Origin of the sequence: Nonomuraea sp. NPDC005692 (assembly GCF_040631115.1) — a bacterium.
GTDB lineage: Bacteria > Actinomycetota > Actinomycetes > Streptosporangiales > Streptosporangiaceae > Nonomuraea.
On the sequence record NZ_JBEXYU010000016.1, the window covers coordinates 100,355 to 119,230 of the forward strand.

Here is an 18,876-nt window from a genome sequence, read left to right on the forward strand (position 1 = left end):
CCTCGCCGTTTCGGCGCCACCCTACAGCGGCCGTCAGGGGCGGATGATCGCCATTCTGGTCACCGTCATTTCCTCCATGGCGAACCTCGGGCCCTCGCGGCCGCTGCCCGAGTCCTTGACGCCGCCGTACGGCATGTTGTCGGCGCGGAAGCCGGGCACCTCGTTCACCACCACGCCGCCGGTCTGGATGCGTTCGATCGCGGTGAATGCGGTGGCCAGCGAGCGGGTGTAGACGGAGGCGTGCAGGCCGTACCGGGAGCGGTTGACGGCCTCGAAGGCGGCGTCGAGGTCCGGCACCCCGCGTACGCACACCACCGGGCCGAAGATCTCCTCGTCCCACGCGGCGGCGCCGTCGGGCACGCCGGACAGCACGGTCGGCGCGATCGCCCGGCCCTCGCGCATCCCGCCGGCGACCACCTCGGCGCCCGAGTCGCCGATCCACTCAAGGACGCGGTCCGTGGCGGCGGGGTCGATCAGCGGGGCCACGCGGGTCCCGGGCAGGCGCGGGTCGCCGACGGCGACGTCCTTGACGCGGGCGGCCAGCAGCGCCAGGAACTCCTCCCGTACGGGCTCCTCCACCAGCACCCGCTGCACCGCGATGCACGCCTGCCCGGAGGCGTAGTAACCGCCGCGCACGACGGCGTCGGCGGCAGCCGCCAGGTCGGCGTCGGCGGCGACCACGAGCGCGGCGTTGGAGCCGAGTTCGAGCAGCACCTTGGTGGGGGCGGCGGCGCGGGCGATGGCGTGCCCGGCGGCGGCCGAGCCGGTGAAGGAGACCGCGCCGATCCGCCGGTCCTCGACCAGCGTGCGGCCGACCTCGACGTCCCCGGTGACGAGCTGGACCCCGGCGGGCGGCAGGCCGCCCTCGCGGAGCAGGTGCACCAGCCGGAGCGTGGCCAGGGGCGTCGCCGGGGCGGGCTTGACGATCACCGGGCAGCCGGCCGCGACCGCCGGGGCGATCTTGTGGGCGGCCAGGAGCAGCGGGTAGTTGTAGCCGGTGATCCCGACGACGACGCCGATCGGCCGCCGCGTCCAGAACCCGATCAGCCCCTCCCCCGAGGGCAGCAGGTCCAGCGGGACGGTCTCGCCGTGCAGCCGGGCGACCTCCTCGGCGGCCGTGGCGAGGGTGAGCAGCGTCCTGGCCACCTCGACCCGGCAGTCGACCAGCGGCTTGCCGGTCTCCAGGACGAGCAGCCGCTCGAACTCCTCGCGGCGGGCGGCGAGCGCGTCGTGCGCGGCCATGAGCGCGGCGCGGCGGGCGTGCGAGGGCAGCGCGGCCATGGCGGGCGCGACGGCCAGCGCCTCCTCCAGGGCGCGGGCCGCGTGGGCGGGGGTGCCCAGCGGGGCGCGGGCCACCACCGAGCCGTCGTAGGGGAAGATCACCTCGGTGGTGTCCTCGGTGGCGGCCCATCCGGCTCCGATGGGCAGGCCGTCCGGCCAGGTCATCTGTCTCCCCCTAGGACGCTCGGGAACACGTCGAGGTACGCGGGCGCGCCCTCGCGGCCGGTGGCGGCGAGCATGGCGTGGGCCACCGCCCGGCTGAACACGTCGGCCGCGGCGGCCAGGACGTCCTGGAGCCCGTCGGGGCCGGGGGCCGGGCGGGCGCAGGCGGCCAGGCCGAAGACGGTGTCGCCGTCGACCATGGTGTGGGCCGGCCGGATGGCTCTGGCCAGGCCGTCGTGGGCCACACCGGCCAGCTTGCCGCACTGGGCCTTGGTGAGGGTGAGGTCGGTGGCCACCACGCCGATGGTGGTGTTGAACGAGGTGACCTTGTCCGGCTGCCACGCCCCGGCCTCGGCGGGGTCCGGGCGGCGCAGGTGGCCGAACTCGCCCGGCAGGCCGTAGCGCACGCCGGCGAGGGTGGCGCCCGCGGGGTCGAGGACGGATCCGGCGGCGTTGACGACGGCCAGGGCGGCCACGGTGACGCCGCCGGGCAGGACGGCGCTGGCCGTCCCGACGCCGCCGGCCAGGCCGCCCGCCATCGCCCCGGCGCCGGCCCCGATGGACCCGCTGGCCGTGGGGGGCGCGGTGGCGTACCGGGCCGCCGTCCCCGGGGAGGAGGGAGCGAGGGCGGCCCCCGCGCTGTCTCCGGGGCGGGGCAGGGGCGCGGGGAAGGGCGGTAGGTGCGCCGGAGTGCGGGCGGCGGCGCAGGCGGCGGCGCCGAGGCCGGCGTCGGGGGTGGCGCGGAAGTCGCCGCCGCGCCCGAGGTCGTAGATGACGGCCGCCGGGACGATGGGCACCACGCCGCCCGCCACCGGGAAGCCGATGCCCGCGTCGGCCAGCGCGTCCATCACCCCGCACGCCGCGCTCAGCCCGTACGCGCTGCCGCCCGACAGCACGACGGCGTGCACGCGCTCGACCAGGTTGCGCGGATCCAGCAACTCGGTCTCGCGGGTGCCGGGAGCGGCGCCGCGCACGTCGACGCCGGCCACCACGCCCTCCGGGGGCGCCAGCACCACGGTCGTGCCCGTGCGGTAGCCGCCGCCCACGCGGTGCGCGTGCCCGACGCGCAACCCGGCGACGTCCACCAGCGAGTTCGTCGGCCCGGGACGCATCCCGGGCCCGGGTTCGGCGAGCATCAGAAGTCCCGGTGCAGGAAGCGCCGCGCCGCCTCGGCGAACACCCGGGTGCACCGGACGATCTCGGCGACCTCGACGTACTCGTCCGCCTGGTGGGCGATCCACTTGCCGCCGGGGCCGTACACGACCGAGGGGACGCCGCCCCAGTGGGTGAGCACGGTCCCGTCCGTCGAGCCCGGCACGCCGCCGTAGACCGGCTCCTCCCCCGTCACCGTACGGTGGGCCGCCGCCAGCGCGGCCACCACCGGGTCGGTCACCGGCACGTCCACCGGCGGCCGGTCCACCAGGACCGACACCGACGCCTCGATCCCGTCCTCGGCGGCGGCGAGGGCGGCCACCCGGTCGGCCACGACCTTGTGCTCCAGCCCGGGGACCGTGCGCACGTCGACGAAGACGGACGCGGTGGCGGGGATGACGTTGACCTGCTCCTCGCTGCCCGCCCGGACCACGGTCGGGGTGACGTACACCTCGCCGAGGTGCTCGTGGGCCGGATGCCGTTCCTGGAGCTCCCGCTGGAGGGAGCGCAGGGCGACCAGCAGCGTGCCGGCCGCCTGGACGGGGTTGCGGCCGTGCTGCGGCATCGCGCCGTGGGCCATCTTGCCGGTGAGGTCGACGCGCAGCCGCAACGCGCCCTTGGCCACCGCGCAGATCTCCCCGGCCTCGGGCTCGGCGACGATCGCGCCGTCCACGCCGTCGGCCAGCCCGGAGGCGACGAAGTGGTGGGCGCCGATCATCAGGCCCTCCTCGTCGGCCAGCGCGCACACCTTGATCCGGCCGGGGAACGGGCCGGCGAGCTGGAGCGCGCGGGTGGCGTAGAGGGTGGCGGCCAGGCCGGACTTCATGTCGGCGCTGCCCCGGCCCCACAACCGCCCGTCGCGGATCTCGCCGCCGAACGGGTCGACGGTCCAGGTGGACAGGTCGCCCTCGGTCACGACGTCGGTGTGGCCCTCGAACATCAGCGTCGGCCCGTCGCCGCCGCCGCCCTCGACCACCGCGACGACGTTGGGCCGCCCGGCGGCGGCCTCGCTCACGACCGGGTCCCAGCCCCACTCGCGCATCCTGGCCGCGACCAGCTCGGCGGCGGGCCGCTCGGTGCGCCCGCGCGCGGGGTCGTTGGTGCTGGGGATGCGCACCAGGGCCTGCGTGAACTCCACGACGCCCCGCTCGTCGACCTCGATCACAACAATCCCTCCAGGGTCGGTACGGCCTGCAGCAGGTCACGCGTGTAGGGGTGGCGCGGCGCGGCCCAGACGTCGTCCACCGGGCCGGTCTCGACGATCTCGCCGCCGCTCATGACGGCCACGGTCTCGCACACGTGCCGGACCACCGACAGGTCGTGCGAGACGAACACGAGCGTGAGGCCCAGCTCGTCCACCAGGTCGGCGAGCAGGTTGAGGATCTGGCCGCGGACGGACACGTCGAGGGCGCTGACGGGCTCGTCGGCGACCAGCACCTTCGGCCGGGGCGCGAGCGCGCGGGCGATGGCGATGCGCTGCCGCTGTCCGCCGGAGAACTGGTGGGGGTAGCGGTCGGCGGCCGAGGCCGGCAGGCCGACCTCCTCCAGCAGCTCGGGCACCCGCCCGCCGACCGGCAGGCCGAGCGCGACCAGCGGCTCGGCCACCAGGTCGCGCACGCGCATGCGCGGGTCGAGCGAGCTCATCGGGTCCTGGAAGACGATCTGCAGGTTCTCCCGCAGGAAGCGCAGCCGCCGCTCCGGCAGGCCGGTGATCTCCCGCCCGTCGAAGACGACGGACCCGCCGGTGGGCCGGTCGAGGCCGCACAGCAGGCGCAGCAGCGTGGACTTGCCGGAGCCGGACTCGCCGACGATGCCGAACCGCTCCCCGCGGCGGACGGTCAGCGACACCTCCCGCAGGGCGTGGACGGGCGCGCCCGGCCTGGTGAGCGAGGTGCGCGGGCGGTGGTAGACGCGGCTGAGACGACGGGCCTCGATCAGCACGTCGGCCGTGGGCTCATTCCGCGGGGTGCCAGCATGCGTAGGCATGGCCGTCTCCTGTCAGCGCCGGCGGGGTCTCGCACCGCGGGGTGGCGTGCGGGCAGCGGTTGCGGAACACGCAGCCCTCGGGGAAGGCGCCCGCGGGCGGCACGCTGCCCTTGATGGTCGGGAGCCTGGTGCCGCGCGGCGTGAGCCGGGAGGCGGCCAGCAGGCCCTCGGTGTAACGGTGGCGGGGGCGGGTGAAGACCTCGCGGATGGGCCCGGTCTCGACGACGCGGCCGCCGTACATGACGATCACCCGCTCGCAGACGGAGGCCACCACCGCCAGGTCGTGGGTGATGAACAGCAGCGCGGGGGCGACCTCGGCGATCAGCTCCAGCATCTGCTTCTGCACGGTGACGTCGAGCGCGGTGGTCGGCTCGTCGCAGACGAGCAGCCCCGGCTCGTTGGCCAGGGCGATGGCGAGCATGACGCGCTGCCGCTGGCCGCCGGAGAGCTGGTGGGGGTAGGCGCGGGCGATCTGCCCTGGTTCGGGGAGCCGGACGCGGTCCAGCAGGGCGAGCGCGCGCCGCCCGGCCTCGGCGCGGGGGACGCCGTGCAGGGTCATGGCCTCGGCGACCTGCGCGCCGAGGCGCATGAGCGGGTTGAGCGCGGTCATCGGCTCCTGGAAGACCATCGCCAGCTCGCGCCCGCGCAGGTCCTTCAGCCGCTTCTCGGGCACGCCGACCAGGTCGCGCTCCCCGAGCCTGGCCGTGCCGGCGGCGGTGACGCCCTCGGGCAGCAGGCCCATGAGCGACAGCGCGGTCAGCGACTTGCCGGACCCGGACTCGCCGATCAGCCCGACCCGCTCGCCGGGCCCGATCGCGAACGACACGTCGTGCACGAGCCCCACCCCGCCGGCCCGTACGGAAAGCCCCTCAACCGTCAGCACGGACCCTCCTGAGCTTCGGATCGAGGTGGTCGCGCAGGCCGTCGCCGAGCAGGTTGAACCCAAGAACGGCGAGCGCGATCGCCAGGCCCGGCCACAGCGCCAGACGCGGGGTGGAGAACAGCAGCTCCTGCGACTCCTGCAACATCCGCCCCCAGGACGGGGTCGGCGGCCGGGTGCCGAACCCGAGGAACGACAGCGCCGCCTCGGCCAGGATCGCGATCGCGAACGACACCGACGCCTGCACGATCAGCACGGACCCGATGTTCGGCAGCACGTGCCGCACGGCGATCGCGCCCCGGCGGCGGCCCGCGGCGCGCGCGGCCAGGATGTAGTCGGTCACCATGACCTGGAGCGTGGCGGCGCGGGCCACCCGCGCGAACGCGGGCACGGTCGCCACCCCGATCGCGATCATCGCGGTGAGCGTGCCGGCCCCGTAGACCGCGCCCAGCATGACGGCCAGCAGCAGCGCGGGGAAGGCGAACACCAGGTCGTTGACCCGCATGATCAGCTCCGACAGCCAGCCGCGCGGCGTCATCCCGGCGACCACGCCGAGCGGCACGCCCAGGACGGCGGCGATGCCGACGGCCACCACGCCGACGTAGAGGGTGGTGCGCGCGCCGACCATGAGCTGGCTAAGGGTGTCGCGGCCGAACTTGTCGGCCCCCAGCAGGTAGCCGCCGCCGGGGTCGCGCAGCTTGCGGGCGGCGTCGACGAGGGTGGGGTCGTGCGGCGTCCAGACGAAGGAGACCAGCGCGGCCAGCGTCACCAGCCCGACCAGGGCGCCGCCGGTCAGCAGCGCGGCGTTCGCCCGGCCCCTCATCGCAGCCTCGGGTCGAGCAGGCGGTAGGCGACGTCCACCACGAAGTTGATCAGCAGGACCGCGGCCACCAGCACCATCACCACACCCTGGACGAGCAGCAGGTCGCGCCCGGCGACCCCGTTGAGCAGCAGGTCGCCGAGCCCGGGCAGGACGAAGACGCGCTCGACCACGACCGCCCCGACCAGCAGGGTGGCCAGTTGCAGGCCGAGCACGGTGACCACGGGGATCGAGGCGTTGCGCAGGCCGTGCCGCCACAGCGCGCCGGTGCTGCCGCGGCCCTTGGCGCGGGCGGTGCGCAGGTAGTCCTCGCGCACGACGTCGAGGACGGCGCTGCGCACGTAACGGGTGAGCACGGCGCCCTGGACGAGCCCCAGCGACAACCACGGCAGCAGCAGCGAGCGCAGCCACTCCTGCGGGCTGTCGGCGATCGGGACGTACCCGCCGGAGGGCAGCGCCTGCGCCTTCACCGCGAACACGAACACCAGCAGGATGCCGGCGAGGAAGGCGGGGACGGCGATGCCGAGCTGGCTGGCCGCGCTGATCGCCGCGCCGAGCGGGTTGCGGTGGTGCACGGCGGCGAACGTGCCGAGCGGCACCGCGACGGCCAGCGCCAGCACCATGCCGCCCAGCACCAGCACGGCCGTCACGCCGAGCCGCTCGCCGATCTGCGGGCCGATGGGCGAGCTGGTGACGTAGGAGACGCCGAAGTCGCCGTGGGCCAGCCCGCCGATCCAGTCGAGGAACTGCACGACCGGCGGGCGGTCGGTGCCGAACTGGCGGCGCAGCGCGGCGACCGCGTCGGGGGTGGCGTTGACGCCGAGCGCGATCTCGGCCGGGTCGCCGGGCAGCAGCGCCATGAACGCGAACACCGCGACGGCGGCGACGGCGGCGCTCACGATCAGCACCGCCAGCCGTTTGAGCAGGTAGAGCGTCACTGCTTGGCGAGACCGGTGAAGTCGAAGGACTCCGCGATGGCGTTCTTCGGCAGCCCGGTGACGCCCTTCTTCGCCACGATCAGGTTGGGGAACAGGAACAGCCAGTCGGCGGCGGCGTCGTCCGAGAGCAGCTTGGCGGCCTTCTTCAGGTCGTCGGTCTGCTGCTGCTCGGTGCCGGCGTCGGCGGAGGCGAGGAGTTTGCCGAACTCGGGGTTGTCATAGTGGAAGTAATACGATTTATCGGCAAAAATCCCCATGTCGCGGGGCTCGACGTGGTTGATGATGGACAGGTCGTAGTCGCCCTGCTTGAACACCACGTCCAGCCAGCGGGCCGGGAACTCCAGCGGCTCGATGTCGGCCGTGATGCCCACCTGGGCCAGCTGCGACTTCACGACCTGCGCGCTCGCCACCGCGTACGGCAGGTTGGGTATGCGCATCTTGACCGTCAGCGTCTTGCCGCCCAGCAGCTCCTTGGCCTTGGCCGGGTCGTGGGGGTAGTCGCCGGTGCGGTCCTCGTACCAGGGGTCGGTGGGCGGCACCATCGAGCCGATGAGCTGGCCGCGCCCGGCCCACGCGGTGTCCAGCAGCGCCTTGTGGTCGATCGCGTACCGGACGGCCTGGCGGGCCTTGACGTCGTCGAACGGCGGCCGGGCGTTGTTCATCGACAACACGACCTCGCCGTTGGTGGTGCCCTCGACCGTCTGGAACCGGCCCGGATCGGCGAACTGCTGCAGCGACTCGGGCGCCTGCACGGCGGAGATGACGTCGATGCCGCCGGTCAGCAGCGCGTTGTTCATCGCCGTGGCGTCCTTGAAGTACTTCAGGGTGATCGCCGACAGCGCCGGCCTGGTGCCCCAGTAGGAGGGGTTGGCGGCGAGCTGGATCGACTCACCGCGCTTCCACGCCCCCAGCGTGTACGGCCCGGTGCCGACGGGCTTGTTGGCCAGGTCGGCCACGCCGGTGCGGCTGAACATGGCGCCGAGCCGGGTGGCCAGGGCGTAGAGGAAGCCGTTGCTCGGCCGCTTGAGGGTGACGACCGCGGTGGCGTCGTCGGTCTTGGCCACCTTGTCGATGACGTCGAGCTGGGCCTTGATCTTGAGCTTCCAGTCGCTCCTGACCCGGTCGAGCGAGAACACCACGTCGTCGGCCGTGAACGGCGCCCCGCTGCTGAACGTGACGCCCTTGCGCAGGGTGAAGGTGTAGGTCTTCCGGTCGTCGGAGACCGACCACTTCTCGGCCAGCAGCGGCTTGATCGAGCCGTCCTGGTCGAGCTTGACCAGGCCTTCGTAGACATTGACCAGCAACGCCTGCGGGATGGCCGCGCCCTCGGTGGCGGTGAAGTCGAGGTTGGCCGGCTCGGCCACGAACCCGACGGACAGGGACTGGGCCTTGGGGGTGCCTCCGGTGCCGGAACCGCCCGAGCCGGAACCGCCGCCACAGGCGGCTGTGACCAGCAGGAGACCGCCCACGGCGATCCAGATTCCGATTCGCCTCATGTCTTACAGCCTCCTGGCTAGTGCACTGGTCTGACCAGTAGGCTACGCACATTGCCAGTCCGTGACGGCTCGGGTCAAGGGGGCTTCCCATGGGTGCACGGTTCGAGCCGGTGCGGGCCGTACGCGCCTACGAGCGGGTCGTGGAACAGGTCGAGGAGGCCATCGAGAGCGGGGCCCTCGGCCCGGGGGCGCGGCTGCCCAGCGAGCGCGAGCTGATGGTGCAGTTCTCGGTGGGGCGCTCCACGGTGCGGGAGGCGCTGCGCGTGCTCCAGGCGCGCGGCCTGGTGCGGTCCCGGCCGGGCGATCCCAACGGCGCGGAGGTGCTGCCGTTCTCCCCCGCCGCCTTACACAAGTCGATGACCACGCTGGCGCGGGTGGCCGAGCTGTCGCTGGCCGAGCTGGTGCAGTTCAGGATGGTGCTCGACTCCTCGGCCGTGCTGCTGGCCGCGCGGCTGCGCACCGAGGAGCAGCTCGCCGAGATGGAGGCGGCCATCGCCGGCATGCGCGCCGCCATGCGCGACGCCGCGGCCTCCGGCCACGACGCCTTCAGCGCGGCCGACGTGGCCTTCCACGACGTCGTCGTGGCGGCCAGCGGCAACACGCTGATCCAGGTCTGCACCGACGTGGTCCGCTCGGTCGTGCTGGGGCTGATCGCCGGGAAGATCGCCGACGCGCCCGACCGCGGGTCGCTGATGCGGCGCAGCATCCGGCACCACGAGGAGGTGCTGGCCGCCGTGCGCGCCGGCGACGGGGCCGCGGCCGCACGCCTGCTGCGCCGGTCCATGTACGACTACTACGCCGTCCACCTGCCCGACGCCGAGCGGCCCGCCCTGCGCGCCCTCCTGGAGTGACGCCCGCCACAGGGGTGTTATGTTGCACGCGTGTCACGCGAGGACGGGGACGGGGTGGCGGAGGCGTTCCTGCGCACGCCGCGCCGCTACACCAGCCACCAGGTGGCCCACATGGCCGGGGTCCCGGTCTACCGGGCGCGCCGGTTGTGGCGGGCGCTGGGGTTCGCCAACGTGGCCGACGACGCGGTCGAGTTCACCGACGCCGACGTCGAGGCGCTGCGCACCATGCTCGCGATGGTCAGCTCCGGCGCCTACGACGAGGAGCACATGCTGCTGATGGCCCGCTCGATCGGGCGGGCGACGGCCCGGCTCGCCGAGTCGCAGGCCGAGCTGGGCGCGGAGGCGCTCGACCAGGCGGGCGTGCCGCTGGCCGAACGCCCGCGGGCCTGGCGGCGGCGGGCCGAGCGGGTGGTGCCCGACCTGGCGCGGCTGCTGGTCTACGCCTGGCAGCGCCAGCTCGCCGCCGCCGCCGGCCGGCTGGCCGACCAGGACATGAGCGCCGTGCGCATGGCGGTGGGGTTCGCCGACCTGGTGGCCTTCACCCGGCTCAGCCGGCAGATCACGGCGACCGAGCTGGCCCGGCTGGTCGACAGGTTCGAGGGGCGGTCGGCCGACGTCGTGACGTCCTCGGGCGGGCGGGTGGTCAAGACGCTCGGCGACTCGGTGCTGTTCGTGGCCGACAAGTCGCACGTGGCGGCCGAGATCGCGCTGCGCCTGGTGGAGACCCACCGCGGCAGGGACATGCCCGAGCTGCGGGTGGGCCTGGCCGCCGGCCCGGTGATCTGGCGCATGGGCGACGTGTTCGGCACCACCGTCAACCTGGCCAGCCGGCTCACCGCCCTCTCCCTGCCTGGAACGATCCTGGCCGACCCCGAGATGGCCGAGGAGCTGGAGGGCGACCGGGCGTTCCTGCTGCGCGCGGTCGACCGGCTGTCGGTGCGCGGGCTGGGCGAGCTGGCACCCTTCACGATCATGCGCGCGGGAGCGGGCGGACGGGACATGCTGGACGCATGATCGTACGAGCGGTGGTCGAGGGCAGGCCGGTGGACGCCGACGCGCGCTTCGCGCTGGAGGCCCGCTACGGGCACTTCACCGCCATGCAGGTCAGAGACCGGCGCACCCGCGGCCTGGCCCTGCACCTGGAGCGGCTGGCGGCGGCCAACCTGGAGCTGTTCGGCGCCCGGCTCGATCCGGCGGCGGTGCTCGGCTCGATCAGGGCCGTGCTCGGCGACGACCTGCGCGACGCGGGCGTGCGGGTCTACGTCGTCGAGCACGACGGCCGCCCGCGCGTCGTGGCCACCGCCGCCCCGCCCACCGAGGTCTCCACCCGCCCGCAGCGCGTCACGGCGGTCGTCTTCCAGCGTTACCTGCCGCACATCAAGAAGGCGGCCGGGTTCGCCCAGGCGCACCTGCGGCGGACCGTCGCGCCCCTGGGCTTCGACGAGGCGCTGCTGACCACCGCCGACGGCCTGATCAGCGAGGGCGCGATCACGAACGTCGGCTGCTGGTCCGGCGGGCGCCTGCTGTGGCCGGACGCGCCGATGCTGCGCGGCACCGCCATGGGCCTGCTGGCGGGTGTCGAGGTGCCCCAGGAGCGCCGTCCGCTGCGGGTCGCCGACCTGCCGGGCTTCGACCTGGTGTTCCTGTGCAACTCCCACGGCGTGGTCCCGGTCGGCGAGGTCGACGGCGTGCCGCTGCGCCAGGACGGCGCGACGCTGGCCCGGCTGCTCTCCTGCTACGACGCCGTCCCGTGGGACCCGCTGGATTGATCCCGGGCCGTGCGGCGTTGCACGCAGGCGTGACCCTGTACTCGATTCTCGACCGTTCGCTCCTGCGCCGGGGCTCCGACGCGGCCACCGCGCTGCGGGACACCGTCGCGTTCGCCCGGCAGGCCGAGGAGCTGGGCTACCACCGGTTCTGGGTGGCCGAGCACCACAGCGTGCCCGGCGTGGCCGGGGCGGCGCCGACCGTGCTGGCCGCGGCCGTCGCGGCGGCGACCGGGCGCATCCGGGTGGGCACCGGCGGCGTGATGCTGCCCAACCACCGGCCGCTGGTGGTGGCCGAGCAGTTCGGGGTGCTGGAGTCGCTCCACCCCGGGCGGATCGACATGGGGCTCGGGCGTTCGGTGGGGTTCACCGGCGGCGTCCGGCGGGCGCTCGGGCACGGCAAGGAGGCCGCGGACGGGTTCGGCGACCAGGTCGGCGAGTTGCTGGGGTACTTCACCGGCGGGCAGCGGGCGCATCCGGGCGTGCACGCCGTCCCGGCCGAGGGGCTGCGTCCGCAGGTGTTCGTGCTGGCCATGGGGTCGGGGGCGGATCTCGCGGCGGAGCTCGGGCTGCCCATGGTGATCGGGGCCGGGCCGCGGGCGGTGGAGGCGGCGGCGCGCTACCGGGCGGGGTTCCGGCCCTCGGAGTGGGCGGCGCGGCCGTACGTGATGACGGCGGTCAGCGTCGCGGTGGGGGCGACGAGCGAGGAGGCGGCGCTGCTCCAGCTGCCCGAGGCGTGGTCCACGGCGCGCTCGCGCACCAGCGGCGCGTTCCCGCCGCTGGTGCCGGCCGAGGAGGTCGCCCGGCTGGAGATGGCCGGGCGGGAGCGGGCGCTGCTGGAGGAGGCGCTGAAGGGCCAGATCCACGGCACCGCGCCGGAGGTGGCGGTCGCGCTGGGCTCGCTGGTGGAGGCCACCGGCGCCGACGAGGTGCTGGTCACGATGAACACCTACGACCTGGAGCGGCGGCTGGAGTCGTACCGGCGGCTGGCCGTTCTGATGTGATCGCCAATTCAGTCGTGTTTTGTTGGCAAATGCCCATATTGCGCGCGCCAATTGGGCTCCGGTAATTACCGGATGTCACCCCTGTTCCATCCGGGCAACACCCATACCTAGGGGGTTCAATGGCGCGCACCCGAATCATCGGAATCGCTGCCGCACTTCTCTTACTGCCCACGCTGACCGCGATACCCGCGTCGGCCGAGTCCCCGCAGGCGGCCGCCACGGCCGCGCCGCCGAGCGACGTCAAGGAGCTCACCCGCAAGGACTTCACCCTCGACGGCAAGCCCGTCAAGGTCCCCGCGAAGTACGAGGCCCGCGCCACGGCCAAGGCCGCCGCCGAGACGCCGCCGGTCGGCACCGTTCGGCAGTGGCTGGCCACGGACGACTACAACGGCCGCCTCTACCGCAAGGACTACACGCTGCGCGGCGTCGGCGACAAGATCGAGGTCTGGGTCGCCAACGACCTGGCCTTCCCGGCCGGCGACTGCCGGATGCAGGTCCCCGGGACCACGGAGATCACCGACGCGCAGGTCACGAACCTGGTGCAGCAGTTCGACACGAACATGTTCCCGAAGGAGACCGCGACCTTCAGCACGCCGCCGGACCGGGACGGCACGAACGCCGTGCTCGGCCCCGACGCCAACGGCAACGGCGGCGTCTACACCGGCGCCGGCGACCGCACGGTGACGCTGATCGACAACGTCCGGGACGACAACTACTACACCTTCCCGGCCGCGACCACGTACATCGCGGGCTTCTTCTCCTCCCAGTACAACGAGCTGCTCGACCGCAACGTGATGACGATCGACGCGTTCGACTGGCTGCACAGGACCGGCGCGAACCCGCCGGACAACCCGACCTCCGACGTGTGCACCTCGCGCTCGGCCCGGCCCTTCCAGTACGAGGGCGTCTTCGCCCACGAGTGGCAGCACCTGCTGCACTACTACACCGACCCGCTGGAGACGACCTGGGTCAACGAGGGCCTGTCGGACTTCGCCATCTCGGTGACGGGTTACGGCAACCCCAAGGCGACGGTGTTCGAGAAGGGCTTCGACAACCACATCAACTGCTTCCAGGGCTTCGGCATCGTCCAGACGCCGTACAACCCGAACCCGCGCAACTGCGGCGGCCCGCAGAACTCGCTCAACCTGTGGGGCGACGGCGGCAACCCGGACGCCGTGCTGGCCGACTACGGCAACGCCTACTCGTTCATGCTGTTCCTGTACGACCGGTACGGCGCGGACTTCCTGTCCAAACTGCACCGTGACGGCGCCCTCCAGGGCCTGGCCAGCGTCAAGGCGGCGCTCGGCAGCACGAGCCTGTACCAGGTGCTGCACGACTACCAGACGATGGTGCTGGTGGACAAGGTCGTGGGCAGCCACGGCGTGGTGCTGGGCGTGCCGAAGAAGCGGGTGACGACCGCGAGCCTGAACTCCACGGTCAACCTCGCCAACCCGGCCACGTACAACACTCCGGGGGCGGCCCCGAACGGCGCCGACTACGTGCAGATCCGCAAGCCGGGCGGCGCGGCGCCGACCTCGCTGTCGTTCCAGGGCGCCAAGACGCTGCCGCCGATCCCGCTGGCCTGGACCGTCGTCTCCGACGACCCCGACCGCGCGGGCAACCCGGTGCTGTGGTCCGGCAACGCCAGCAACCTCAACGTCGCCGCGGTGACCAAGGTGACGGTCCCGGCCGCCGACCCGACGCTGCGCTTCCTCGCCAAGTACGGCGCGGAGTCCGGCTTCGACTACGGCTACGTGATCGTCTCCGCGGACGGCGGCAAGACCTACACCGCGATCCCCGGTGACAGGACGGTGGCCGGTCCGCTCGGCCCGGCGGTCAACGGCACCACCACCGGGTTCCAGCCGCACACCTACAGCCTGTCCGCCTACGCGGGCAAGGAGATCCTCGTCGGCTTCCAGTACGTCAGCGACGGCGGGGTCAACGAGGGCGGCTGGAAGATCGACGACGTCACGGTGGGCGCGACGGCGGTGAGCGACGGGGCCAGCCTGGAGCCGTTCGACTCCCCGACCGAGGTCTCCCCGACGCCGGTCAGCAACTGGAACGTGCGTCTGGTCGGCCTGGACGAGCGGCACTCGGTGGTGCTGCAGGCCCAGTTCGACGGCAAGGGCTCGATCAGCCTCAACCGGCTGCAGCTCGCGCCGTTCGCGGTCTTCCCGTCGGTGGTCGCGATCGTGGCCTATGACGAGCCGACCGAGCAGGTGCAGCAGTACGCGCCGTACACGCTGAAGGTCAACGGCGTCACCCAGCCAGGGTGAGCCCGAGGAGGCGTCCGCCGGGGGTCGGCGGGCGCCTCCTTCGTCGGGTACGATCGCCGAACATCATTCGGCATGGGGGTGCCCAGCATGACCACGCGCCAGCACACGATCGGCGACCTCCTGCGGCGCTCGGCCGCCAGGTTCCCCGCCAAGACCGCCGTGATCTACGGCAACGTCCGCCAGAGCTACGCCGATCTCGACCTGGAGGTCAACCGCACGGCCAACGCGCTGGCGGCGCGCGGCGTGGCCAAGGGCGACCGGTTCGCCCTGTTCAGCCATAACAACCACGCGTTCGTCGTGGCCTACTTCGCGCTGGCCCGGCTGGGCGCGATCTCCGTGCCGATCAACTTCATGCTCGGGCCGCGCGAGGTGGCCTACATCCTGGAGCACTCCGGCGCGACGGGGATGCTGGCGGAGGAGGCGCTGCTGCCGGTGGCCGAGGCCGCGGCCGGGCCCGCCGTGCGGGTGCGCGGTGTGATCGGCGCGGCCGAGGGCTGGGAGTCCTTCTCCACCTGGCGCGGCGACGACGCCGAGCCGCAGGTGGAGATCGCCGCCGACGACCCGATCCAGCTGATGTACACCAGCGGCACCGAGTCCCGGCCCAAGGGCGCCACGCTGTCCAGCGGGAGCCTGCTGGCCCAGTACGTGAGCTGCGTCGTCGACGGCGAGATGAGCTCCGACGACGTCGAGGTGCACGCGCTGCCCCTCTACCATTGCGCCCAGCTCCACTGCTTCCTGACCCCCGGCATCTACCTGGGCGCCACCAACCTCGTCCTGCCGGGCGCCGACCCGGCCTCGATCCTGGCCACCATCGAGGGCGAGCGCGCGACCAAGCTGTTCTGCCCGCCCACCGTGTGGATCGCCCTGCTGCGCCACCCCGACTTCGACCGCCGTGACCTGTCCTCGCTGCGCAAGGGCTACTACGGCGCCTCGATCATGCCGGTCGAGGTGCTGAAGGAGATCGCGGCCCGGCTGCCGGACGTGCGCCTGTTCAACTTCTACGGCCAGACCGAGATGGCGCCGCTGGCCACCATCCTGCGCCCCGAGGAGCAGCTGACCCGGCTGGGCTCGGCGGGGCGGCCCGCGCTCAACGTCGAGACCAGGATCGTCGACGACGAGGACCGGCCGGTGGCGCCGGGCGTGGTCGGCGAGATCGTCCACCGCAGCCCGCACGCCATGCTCGGCTACTGGAACGACCCCGACAAGACCGCCGAGGCGTTCCGCGGCGGCTGGTTCCACAGCGGCGACCTCGGCGTCATGGACGCCGACGGCTACCTGTCGGTGGTCGACCGGAAGAAGGACATGATCAAGTCCGGCGGCGAGAACGTGGCGAGCCGCGAGGTGGAGGAGGCCATCTACCAGCATCCGGCGGTCGCCGAGGCGGCCGTGTTCGGCGTCCCGGACGAGCGGTGGATCGAGGCGGTGACGGCCGCCGTGGTGCTGCGCGAGGGCGCGGGGCTGACCGCCGCCGAGCTGAACGCGTTCCTGCGCGAGCGGCTGGCCTCCTTCAAGACGCCCAAGAACGTGGTGTTCGTGGACGCGCTGCCGAAGAACGCCTCCGGCAAGGTGCTCAAGCGCGAACTGCGCGACGCCTTCTGAACCCCGGCGCCGGTCACTTGCCGAGCAGGTCGGCGGCCAGTTGCCGGAGCACCGCGCGCTGGGTCGTCCCCGTCGCCGTCCTCGGCAGCTCGTCCAGGACCAGCACCTCGTGCGGGCGCCGGCCGGCGGCCAGGCCCTCGCGGCAGAACGCGATGAGCTCGCCGGCGTCGATCGGGCGGCCCGGCCTGGGCACCACGCAGGCGACCGGCCGGGCCGGCCCGTCGGCGCCGGCGTGGGCGACCACCGCGCACTCGGCGACCGAGGGGTGCTCCAGCAGCCGGGCCTCGACCTCCATGGGCGACACCCAGGCGCCGCCCGCCCTGATCAGGTCGTCGGAGCGGCCCAGGAAGCGGTAGGAGCCGTCGGCGGCGCGGGCGCAGGTGTCGCCGGTGCGCAGCCACTCGCCCTGGAACGCCTGGCGGGTGCCGGCGGTGCGGCACCAGTAGCCGGTGGCGATCGAGTCGCCGCGCACGTACAGGTGGCCGGGCTGCCCGTCGGGGACGGGCGCGCCGGAGTCGTCCAGCAGGCGCACCTCGTAGCCGGGCACCACGGTGCCGCGGCCGGCGGGGCCCGCCTGGCCCGGACGGCCGGAGAGGAAGATGTGCAGCGCCTCGGCGGAGCCCAGGCCGTCGATGACGTCCACGCCGAAGCGGCCGGTGAAGCGGCGGTGGAGCTCGGCGGGCAGCGCCTCGCCCGCCGAGACGGCCAGGCGTACCGACGCGAAGGCGTCCTCGGGGGCCTCGGCGGCCAGCAGCGCGGCGTAGAACGACGGGCCGGCGAAGAACAGGGTCGGGCGCTCGGCCAGCAGGCGTTCGACGACGCCGCCCGGGGTGGGCCCGGCGGGGTCGAGGATCGTGGTCGCGCCCGCGGCGAGCGGGAAGATCAGCGAGTTGCCGAGCCCGTAGGCGGAGAACAGCCGGGCCGCAGAGAAGCACCGGTCCTCGGGGCGTACGCCGAGCACCTGCCGCCCGTACGCCTCGTGGACGTCACGCAGCGCGCCGTGGCGGTGCATGGCCGCCTTGGGCGCGCCGGTGGTGCCGGCGGTGTAGAGCCACAGCGCGGGAGAGTCGGGCCAGGTGTCGTACCAGCCGGTCGCGCCGCGGCCGGCCTCCAGCACGTCCGACCACAGGCAGACCGGCACGCCGGGCTCGATCGCCGCCGACGGGCCAGCTCCGGTCGCGGTGGCGATGCGCGAGACGTGGCCGGGGGCCTGGCGGCTCGCGTCGGTGAGCACGAGCGCGACGACCTCGGGCGCCGACAGCAGCGCCTCCTGCACGGCCGGCTCGAACTCGGGCGCGGAGACCACGACCCGCGCCCTGGAGTCCCGGATCAGCGCGCCCAGCTCGGCCCCGTCGTACAGGGCCGGCACCGGGACGGCGACCGCGCCCATCCGCAGCACGGCCAGGATCGTGATCAGCGTCTCGGGCCGGTCGGGCAGGACGAGCAGCACCCGCTCCTCCGGCCGTACGCCCATCACCCGCAGCCCGCCGGCCAGCTCGGCGACGTGCGTGGCGAGCTCGGCGTACGTCATGGCGCCCATCGGCCCGGTGACGGCGACGCGGTCGCCGTGCCCGGCCTCGACCAGGCGGTCGGTGAGATGGACGCCGGCGTTGAACGACTCGGCAGGCATGGTCGTCCCCATCCGCAGGAGGGCGTGTGCAGCTGAATCCTCCATACAGAATCGATGAGCCGTCAACTACTTCTGCGAGGACGGGTGTCGGCAGGGCCGCAACCCCGGGCCGACGTCGGCGGCGCCGGAGCGCACGTGGTCCAGGAAGGCGCGCACGGCGGGCGTGAGCCGGGCCCCGGCGGGCCAGCACGCCCCGATCGTCCGGAACACCGGGGGCGACAGCGGGATCTGCACGACGCCCTCGGCGGGCGCCAGACGGGGCAGCACGGCCACGCCGAGCCCGGCCGCCACCAGGCCGCGCACGGTCTCCGACTCCTGCCCCTCGAAGGCGATCCTGGGCGTGAACCCGGCCGCCGCGCACAGGTCGTCGGTGATCTGGCGGACGCCGTAGCCGTGTTCGAGCGTCACCAGCTCCTCCCCGGCCAGCTCGGCGGGGCGCACCCGGGCGCGTCCGGCGAACCGGTGGCCGGGCGGCACGGACAGCACCAGCTCCTGGTCGGCGAGCGGGTGCCCGGCCAGGCCCGGGTCGCCGTCGGGCAGGGGCGCGACGAACACCAGGTCGATCTCGCCCTCGGCGAGCGCGCGCAGCATGTCCTGGCGCGAGCCCTGCGCCAGGCTGAACCGCACGCCCGGGTGGCGCTCGCGGAAGCCCCGGATGAGCGAGGGGACGAGCGTGCGGCCCAGCAGGTGCAGGAACCCGAGCACGATCCGGCCGCTGCCGGGGTCGATCTCCTCGCGCACCTCGCGGGCGGCCGACTCCATGGTGGCCAGCGCCCGGCCGGAGGCGGCGGCCAGGACGCGCCCGGCCCTGGTCAGGCGGATGCCCCGCCCGTACGGGACCACGAGGGGCGCTCCGACCAGGTCGGCCAGCGCGGCCAGGCGGCGGCTGGCGGTGGGCTGCGGCATGCCGAGCAGTTCGGCCGCCCGCGTGACGTGCCCGGTCTCCCCCACGGCGGCCAGCAGGGCGAGCGTGGGAGCCAGCCCGGCGGCCAGCCGCTCGTCCACGAGATCGTATTCATCCACCACAGCATGAAT

16 protein-coding genes are annotated in these 18,876 nt (G+C 73.7%); 6 read left to right on the plus strand and 10 right to left on the minus strand.

Going from position 1 to position 18,876, the window contains the following annotated elements; genetic code table 11:
* Nucleotides 1–33 precede the first annotated feature (33 nt).
* The 8 genes from ABZ459_RS29320 to ABZ459_RS29355 are packed head-to-tail and all read right to left on the minus strand — an operon-like array spanning nucleotide 34 to nucleotide 8,715.
* Entirely contained in the window at nucleotides 34–1,446 is a 1,413-nt protein-coding gene (locus ABZ459_RS29320; RefSeq protein WP_357976834.1) for an aldehyde dehydrogenase family protein, read from the minus strand.
* Complete coding sequence (locus ABZ459_RS29325; protein ID WP_357976837.1) at nucleotides 1,443–2,579, minus strand: P1 family peptidase; 1,137 nt, start codon at nucleotides 2,577–2,579, stop codon at nucleotides 1,443–1,445. The genes ABZ459_RS29320 and ABZ459_RS29325 overlap by 4 nt, the downstream gene beginning before the upstream one ends.
* The gene (locus tag ABZ459_RS29330; protein ID WP_357976840.1) at nucleotides 2,579–3,760 is read right to left on the minus strand and encodes a M20 family metallopeptidase; all 1,182 of its coding nucleotides are present in this window, start codon (nucleotides 3,758–3,760) and stop codon (nucleotides 2,579–2,581) included. Before ABZ459_RS29330 ends, ABZ459_RS29325 begins: the two co-directional genes overlap by 1 nt.
* Nucleotides 3,757–4,581, minus strand: coding sequence for an ATP-binding cassette domain-containing protein (locus ABZ459_RS29335; protein ID WP_357976843.1), 825 nt, complete (start codon nucleotides 4,579–4,581; stop codon nucleotides 3,757–3,759). The genes ABZ459_RS29330 and ABZ459_RS29335 overlap by 4 nt, the downstream gene beginning before the upstream one ends.
* Nucleotides 4,550–5,464 carry an ABC transporter ATP-binding protein gene (locus tag ABZ459_RS29340; RefSeq protein WP_357976846.1) on the minus strand — a complete coding sequence of 305 codons (915 nt, stop codon included), beginning with the start codon at nucleotides 5,462–5,464 and terminating at the stop codon, nucleotides 4,550–4,552. The genes ABZ459_RS29335 and ABZ459_RS29340 overlap by 32 nt, the downstream gene beginning before the upstream one ends.
* The gene (locus ABZ459_RS29345; RefSeq protein ID WP_352351220.1) at nucleotides 5,451–6,284 is read right to left on the minus strand and encodes an ABC transporter permease; all 834 of its coding nucleotides are present in this window, start codon (nucleotides 6,282–6,284) and stop codon (nucleotides 5,451–5,453) included. The genes ABZ459_RS29340 and ABZ459_RS29345 overlap by 14 nt, the downstream gene beginning before the upstream one ends.
* Nucleotides 6,281–7,219 (minus strand): ABC transporter permease, encoded by a 939-nt coding sequence (locus ABZ459_RS29350; protein WP_357976849.1) that lies wholly within the window; start codon nucleotides 7,217–7,219, stop codon nucleotides 6,281–6,283. The genes ABZ459_RS29345 and ABZ459_RS29350 overlap by 4 nt, the downstream gene beginning before the upstream one ends.
* A complete protein-coding gene (locus ABZ459_RS29355; protein WP_357976852.1) occupies nucleotides 7,216–8,715 on the minus strand; it encodes an ABC transporter substrate-binding protein in 1,500 nt (499 codons plus the stop codon). Before ABZ459_RS29355 ends, ABZ459_RS29350 begins: the two co-directional genes overlap by 4 nt.
* 89 nt (nucleotides 8,716–8,804) lie before the next feature.
* Here ABZ459_RS29355 and ABZ459_RS29360 point away from each other — a divergent pair, with 89 nt between their 5' ends.
* The 6 genes from ABZ459_RS29360 to ABZ459_RS29385 all read left to right on the plus strand — a co-directional run bounded on the left by ABZ459_RS29360 (nucleotide 8,805) and on the right by ABZ459_RS29385 (nucleotide 16,211).
* The gene (locus ABZ459_RS29360; RefSeq protein ID WP_357976855.1) at nucleotides 8,805–9,566 is read left to right on the plus strand and encodes an FCD domain-containing protein; all 762 of its coding nucleotides are present in this window, start codon (nucleotides 8,805–8,807) and stop codon (nucleotides 9,564–9,566) included.
* Between the two features lie 30 nt (nucleotides 9,567–9,596).
* Nucleotides 9,597–10,580 (plus strand): adenylate/guanylate cyclase domain-containing protein, encoded by a 984-nt coding sequence (locus ABZ459_RS29365; RefSeq protein WP_357976858.1) that lies wholly within the window; start codon nucleotides 9,597–9,599, stop codon nucleotides 10,578–10,580.
* Nucleotides 10,577–11,335: an aminotransferase class IV gene (locus tag ABZ459_RS29370; protein WP_357976861.1), complete on the plus strand. Its 759-nt coding sequence runs from the start codon at nucleotides 10,577–10,579 to the stop codon at nucleotides 11,333–11,335. Before ABZ459_RS29365 ends, ABZ459_RS29370 begins: the two co-directional genes overlap by 4 nt.
* Nucleotides 11,336–11,364: 29 nt before the next feature.
* Nucleotides 11,365–12,336 (plus strand): LLM class flavin-dependent oxidoreductase, encoded by a 972-nt coding sequence (locus ABZ459_RS29375; protein ID WP_357976864.1) that lies wholly within the window; start codon nucleotides 11,365–11,367, stop codon nucleotides 12,334–12,336.
* Between the two features lie 119 nt (nucleotides 12,337–12,455).
* Complete coding sequence (locus tag ABZ459_RS29380; RefSeq protein WP_357976867.1) at nucleotides 12,456–14,612, plus strand: choice-of-anchor J domain-containing protein; 2,157 nt, start codon at nucleotides 12,456–12,458, stop codon at nucleotides 14,610–14,612.
* Nucleotides 14,613–14,699: 87 nt separating this feature from the next.
* Complete coding sequence (locus ABZ459_RS29385; RefSeq protein WP_357976870.1) at nucleotides 14,700–16,211, plus strand: acyl-CoA synthetase; 1,512 nt, start codon at nucleotides 14,700–14,702, stop codon at nucleotides 16,209–16,211.
* 13 nt (nucleotides 16,212–16,224) lie between these two features.
* Here the strand turns inward: ABZ459_RS29385 and ABZ459_RS29390 are convergent, their stop codons facing one another.
* Complete coding sequence (locus ABZ459_RS29390; RefSeq protein WP_357976873.1) at nucleotides 16,225–17,841, minus strand: benzoate-CoA ligase family protein; 1,617 nt, start codon at nucleotides 17,839–17,841, stop codon at nucleotides 16,225–16,227.
* 66 nt (nucleotides 17,842–17,907) lie between these two features.
* Nucleotides 17,908–18,864: a LysR substrate-binding domain-containing protein gene (locus ABZ459_RS29395; RefSeq protein ID WP_357976876.1), complete on the minus strand. Its 957-nt coding sequence runs from the start codon at nucleotides 18,862–18,864 to the stop codon at nucleotides 17,908–17,910.
* Between the last annotated feature and the right edge of the window lie 12 nt (nucleotides 18,865–18,876).

Excerpts from the sequence above, each read along its gene's own strand:
- ABZ459_RS29320 (WP_357976834.1), bottom strand. The coding sequence starts at position 1,446 with ATGACCTGGCCGGACGGCCTGCCCATCGGAGCCGGATGGGCCGCCACC.
- ABZ459_RS29325 (WP_357976837.1), bottom strand. The coding sequence starts at position 2,579 with ATGCTCGCCGAACCCGGGCCCGGGATGCGTCCCGGGCCGACGAACTCG.
- ABZ459_RS29335 (WP_357976843.1), bottom strand. The coding sequence starts at position 4,581 with ATGCCTACGCATGCTGGCACCCCGCGGAATGAGCCCACGGCCGACGTG.
- ABZ459_RS29345 (WP_352351220.1), bottom strand. The coding sequence starts at position 6,284 with ATGAGGGGCCGGGCGAACGCCGCGCTGCTGACCGGCGGCGCCCTGGTC.
- ABZ459_RS29355 (WP_357976852.1), bottom strand. The coding sequence starts at position 8,715 with ATGAGGCGAATCGGAATCTGGATCGCCGTGGGCGGTCTCCTGCTGGTC.
- ABZ459_RS29360 (WP_357976855.1), top strand. The coding sequence starts at position 8,805 with ATGGGTGCACGGTTCGAGCCGGTGCGGGCCGTACGCGCCTACGAGCGG.
- ABZ459_RS29370 (WP_357976861.1), top strand. The coding sequence starts at position 10,577 with ATGATCGTACGAGCGGTGGTCGAGGGCAGGCCGGTGGACGCCGACGCG.
- ABZ459_RS29380 (WP_357976867.1), top strand. The coding sequence starts at position 12,456 with ATGGCGCGCACCCGAATCATCGGAATCGCTGCCGCACTTCTCTTACTG.
- ABZ459_RS29385 (WP_357976870.1), top strand. The coding sequence starts at position 14,700 with ATGACCACGCGCCAGCACACGATCGGCGACCTCCTGCGGCGCTCGGCC.
- ABZ459_RS29390 (WP_357976873.1), bottom strand. The coding sequence starts at position 17,841 with ATGCCTGCCGAGTCGTTCAACGCCGGCGTCCATCTCACCGACCGCCTG.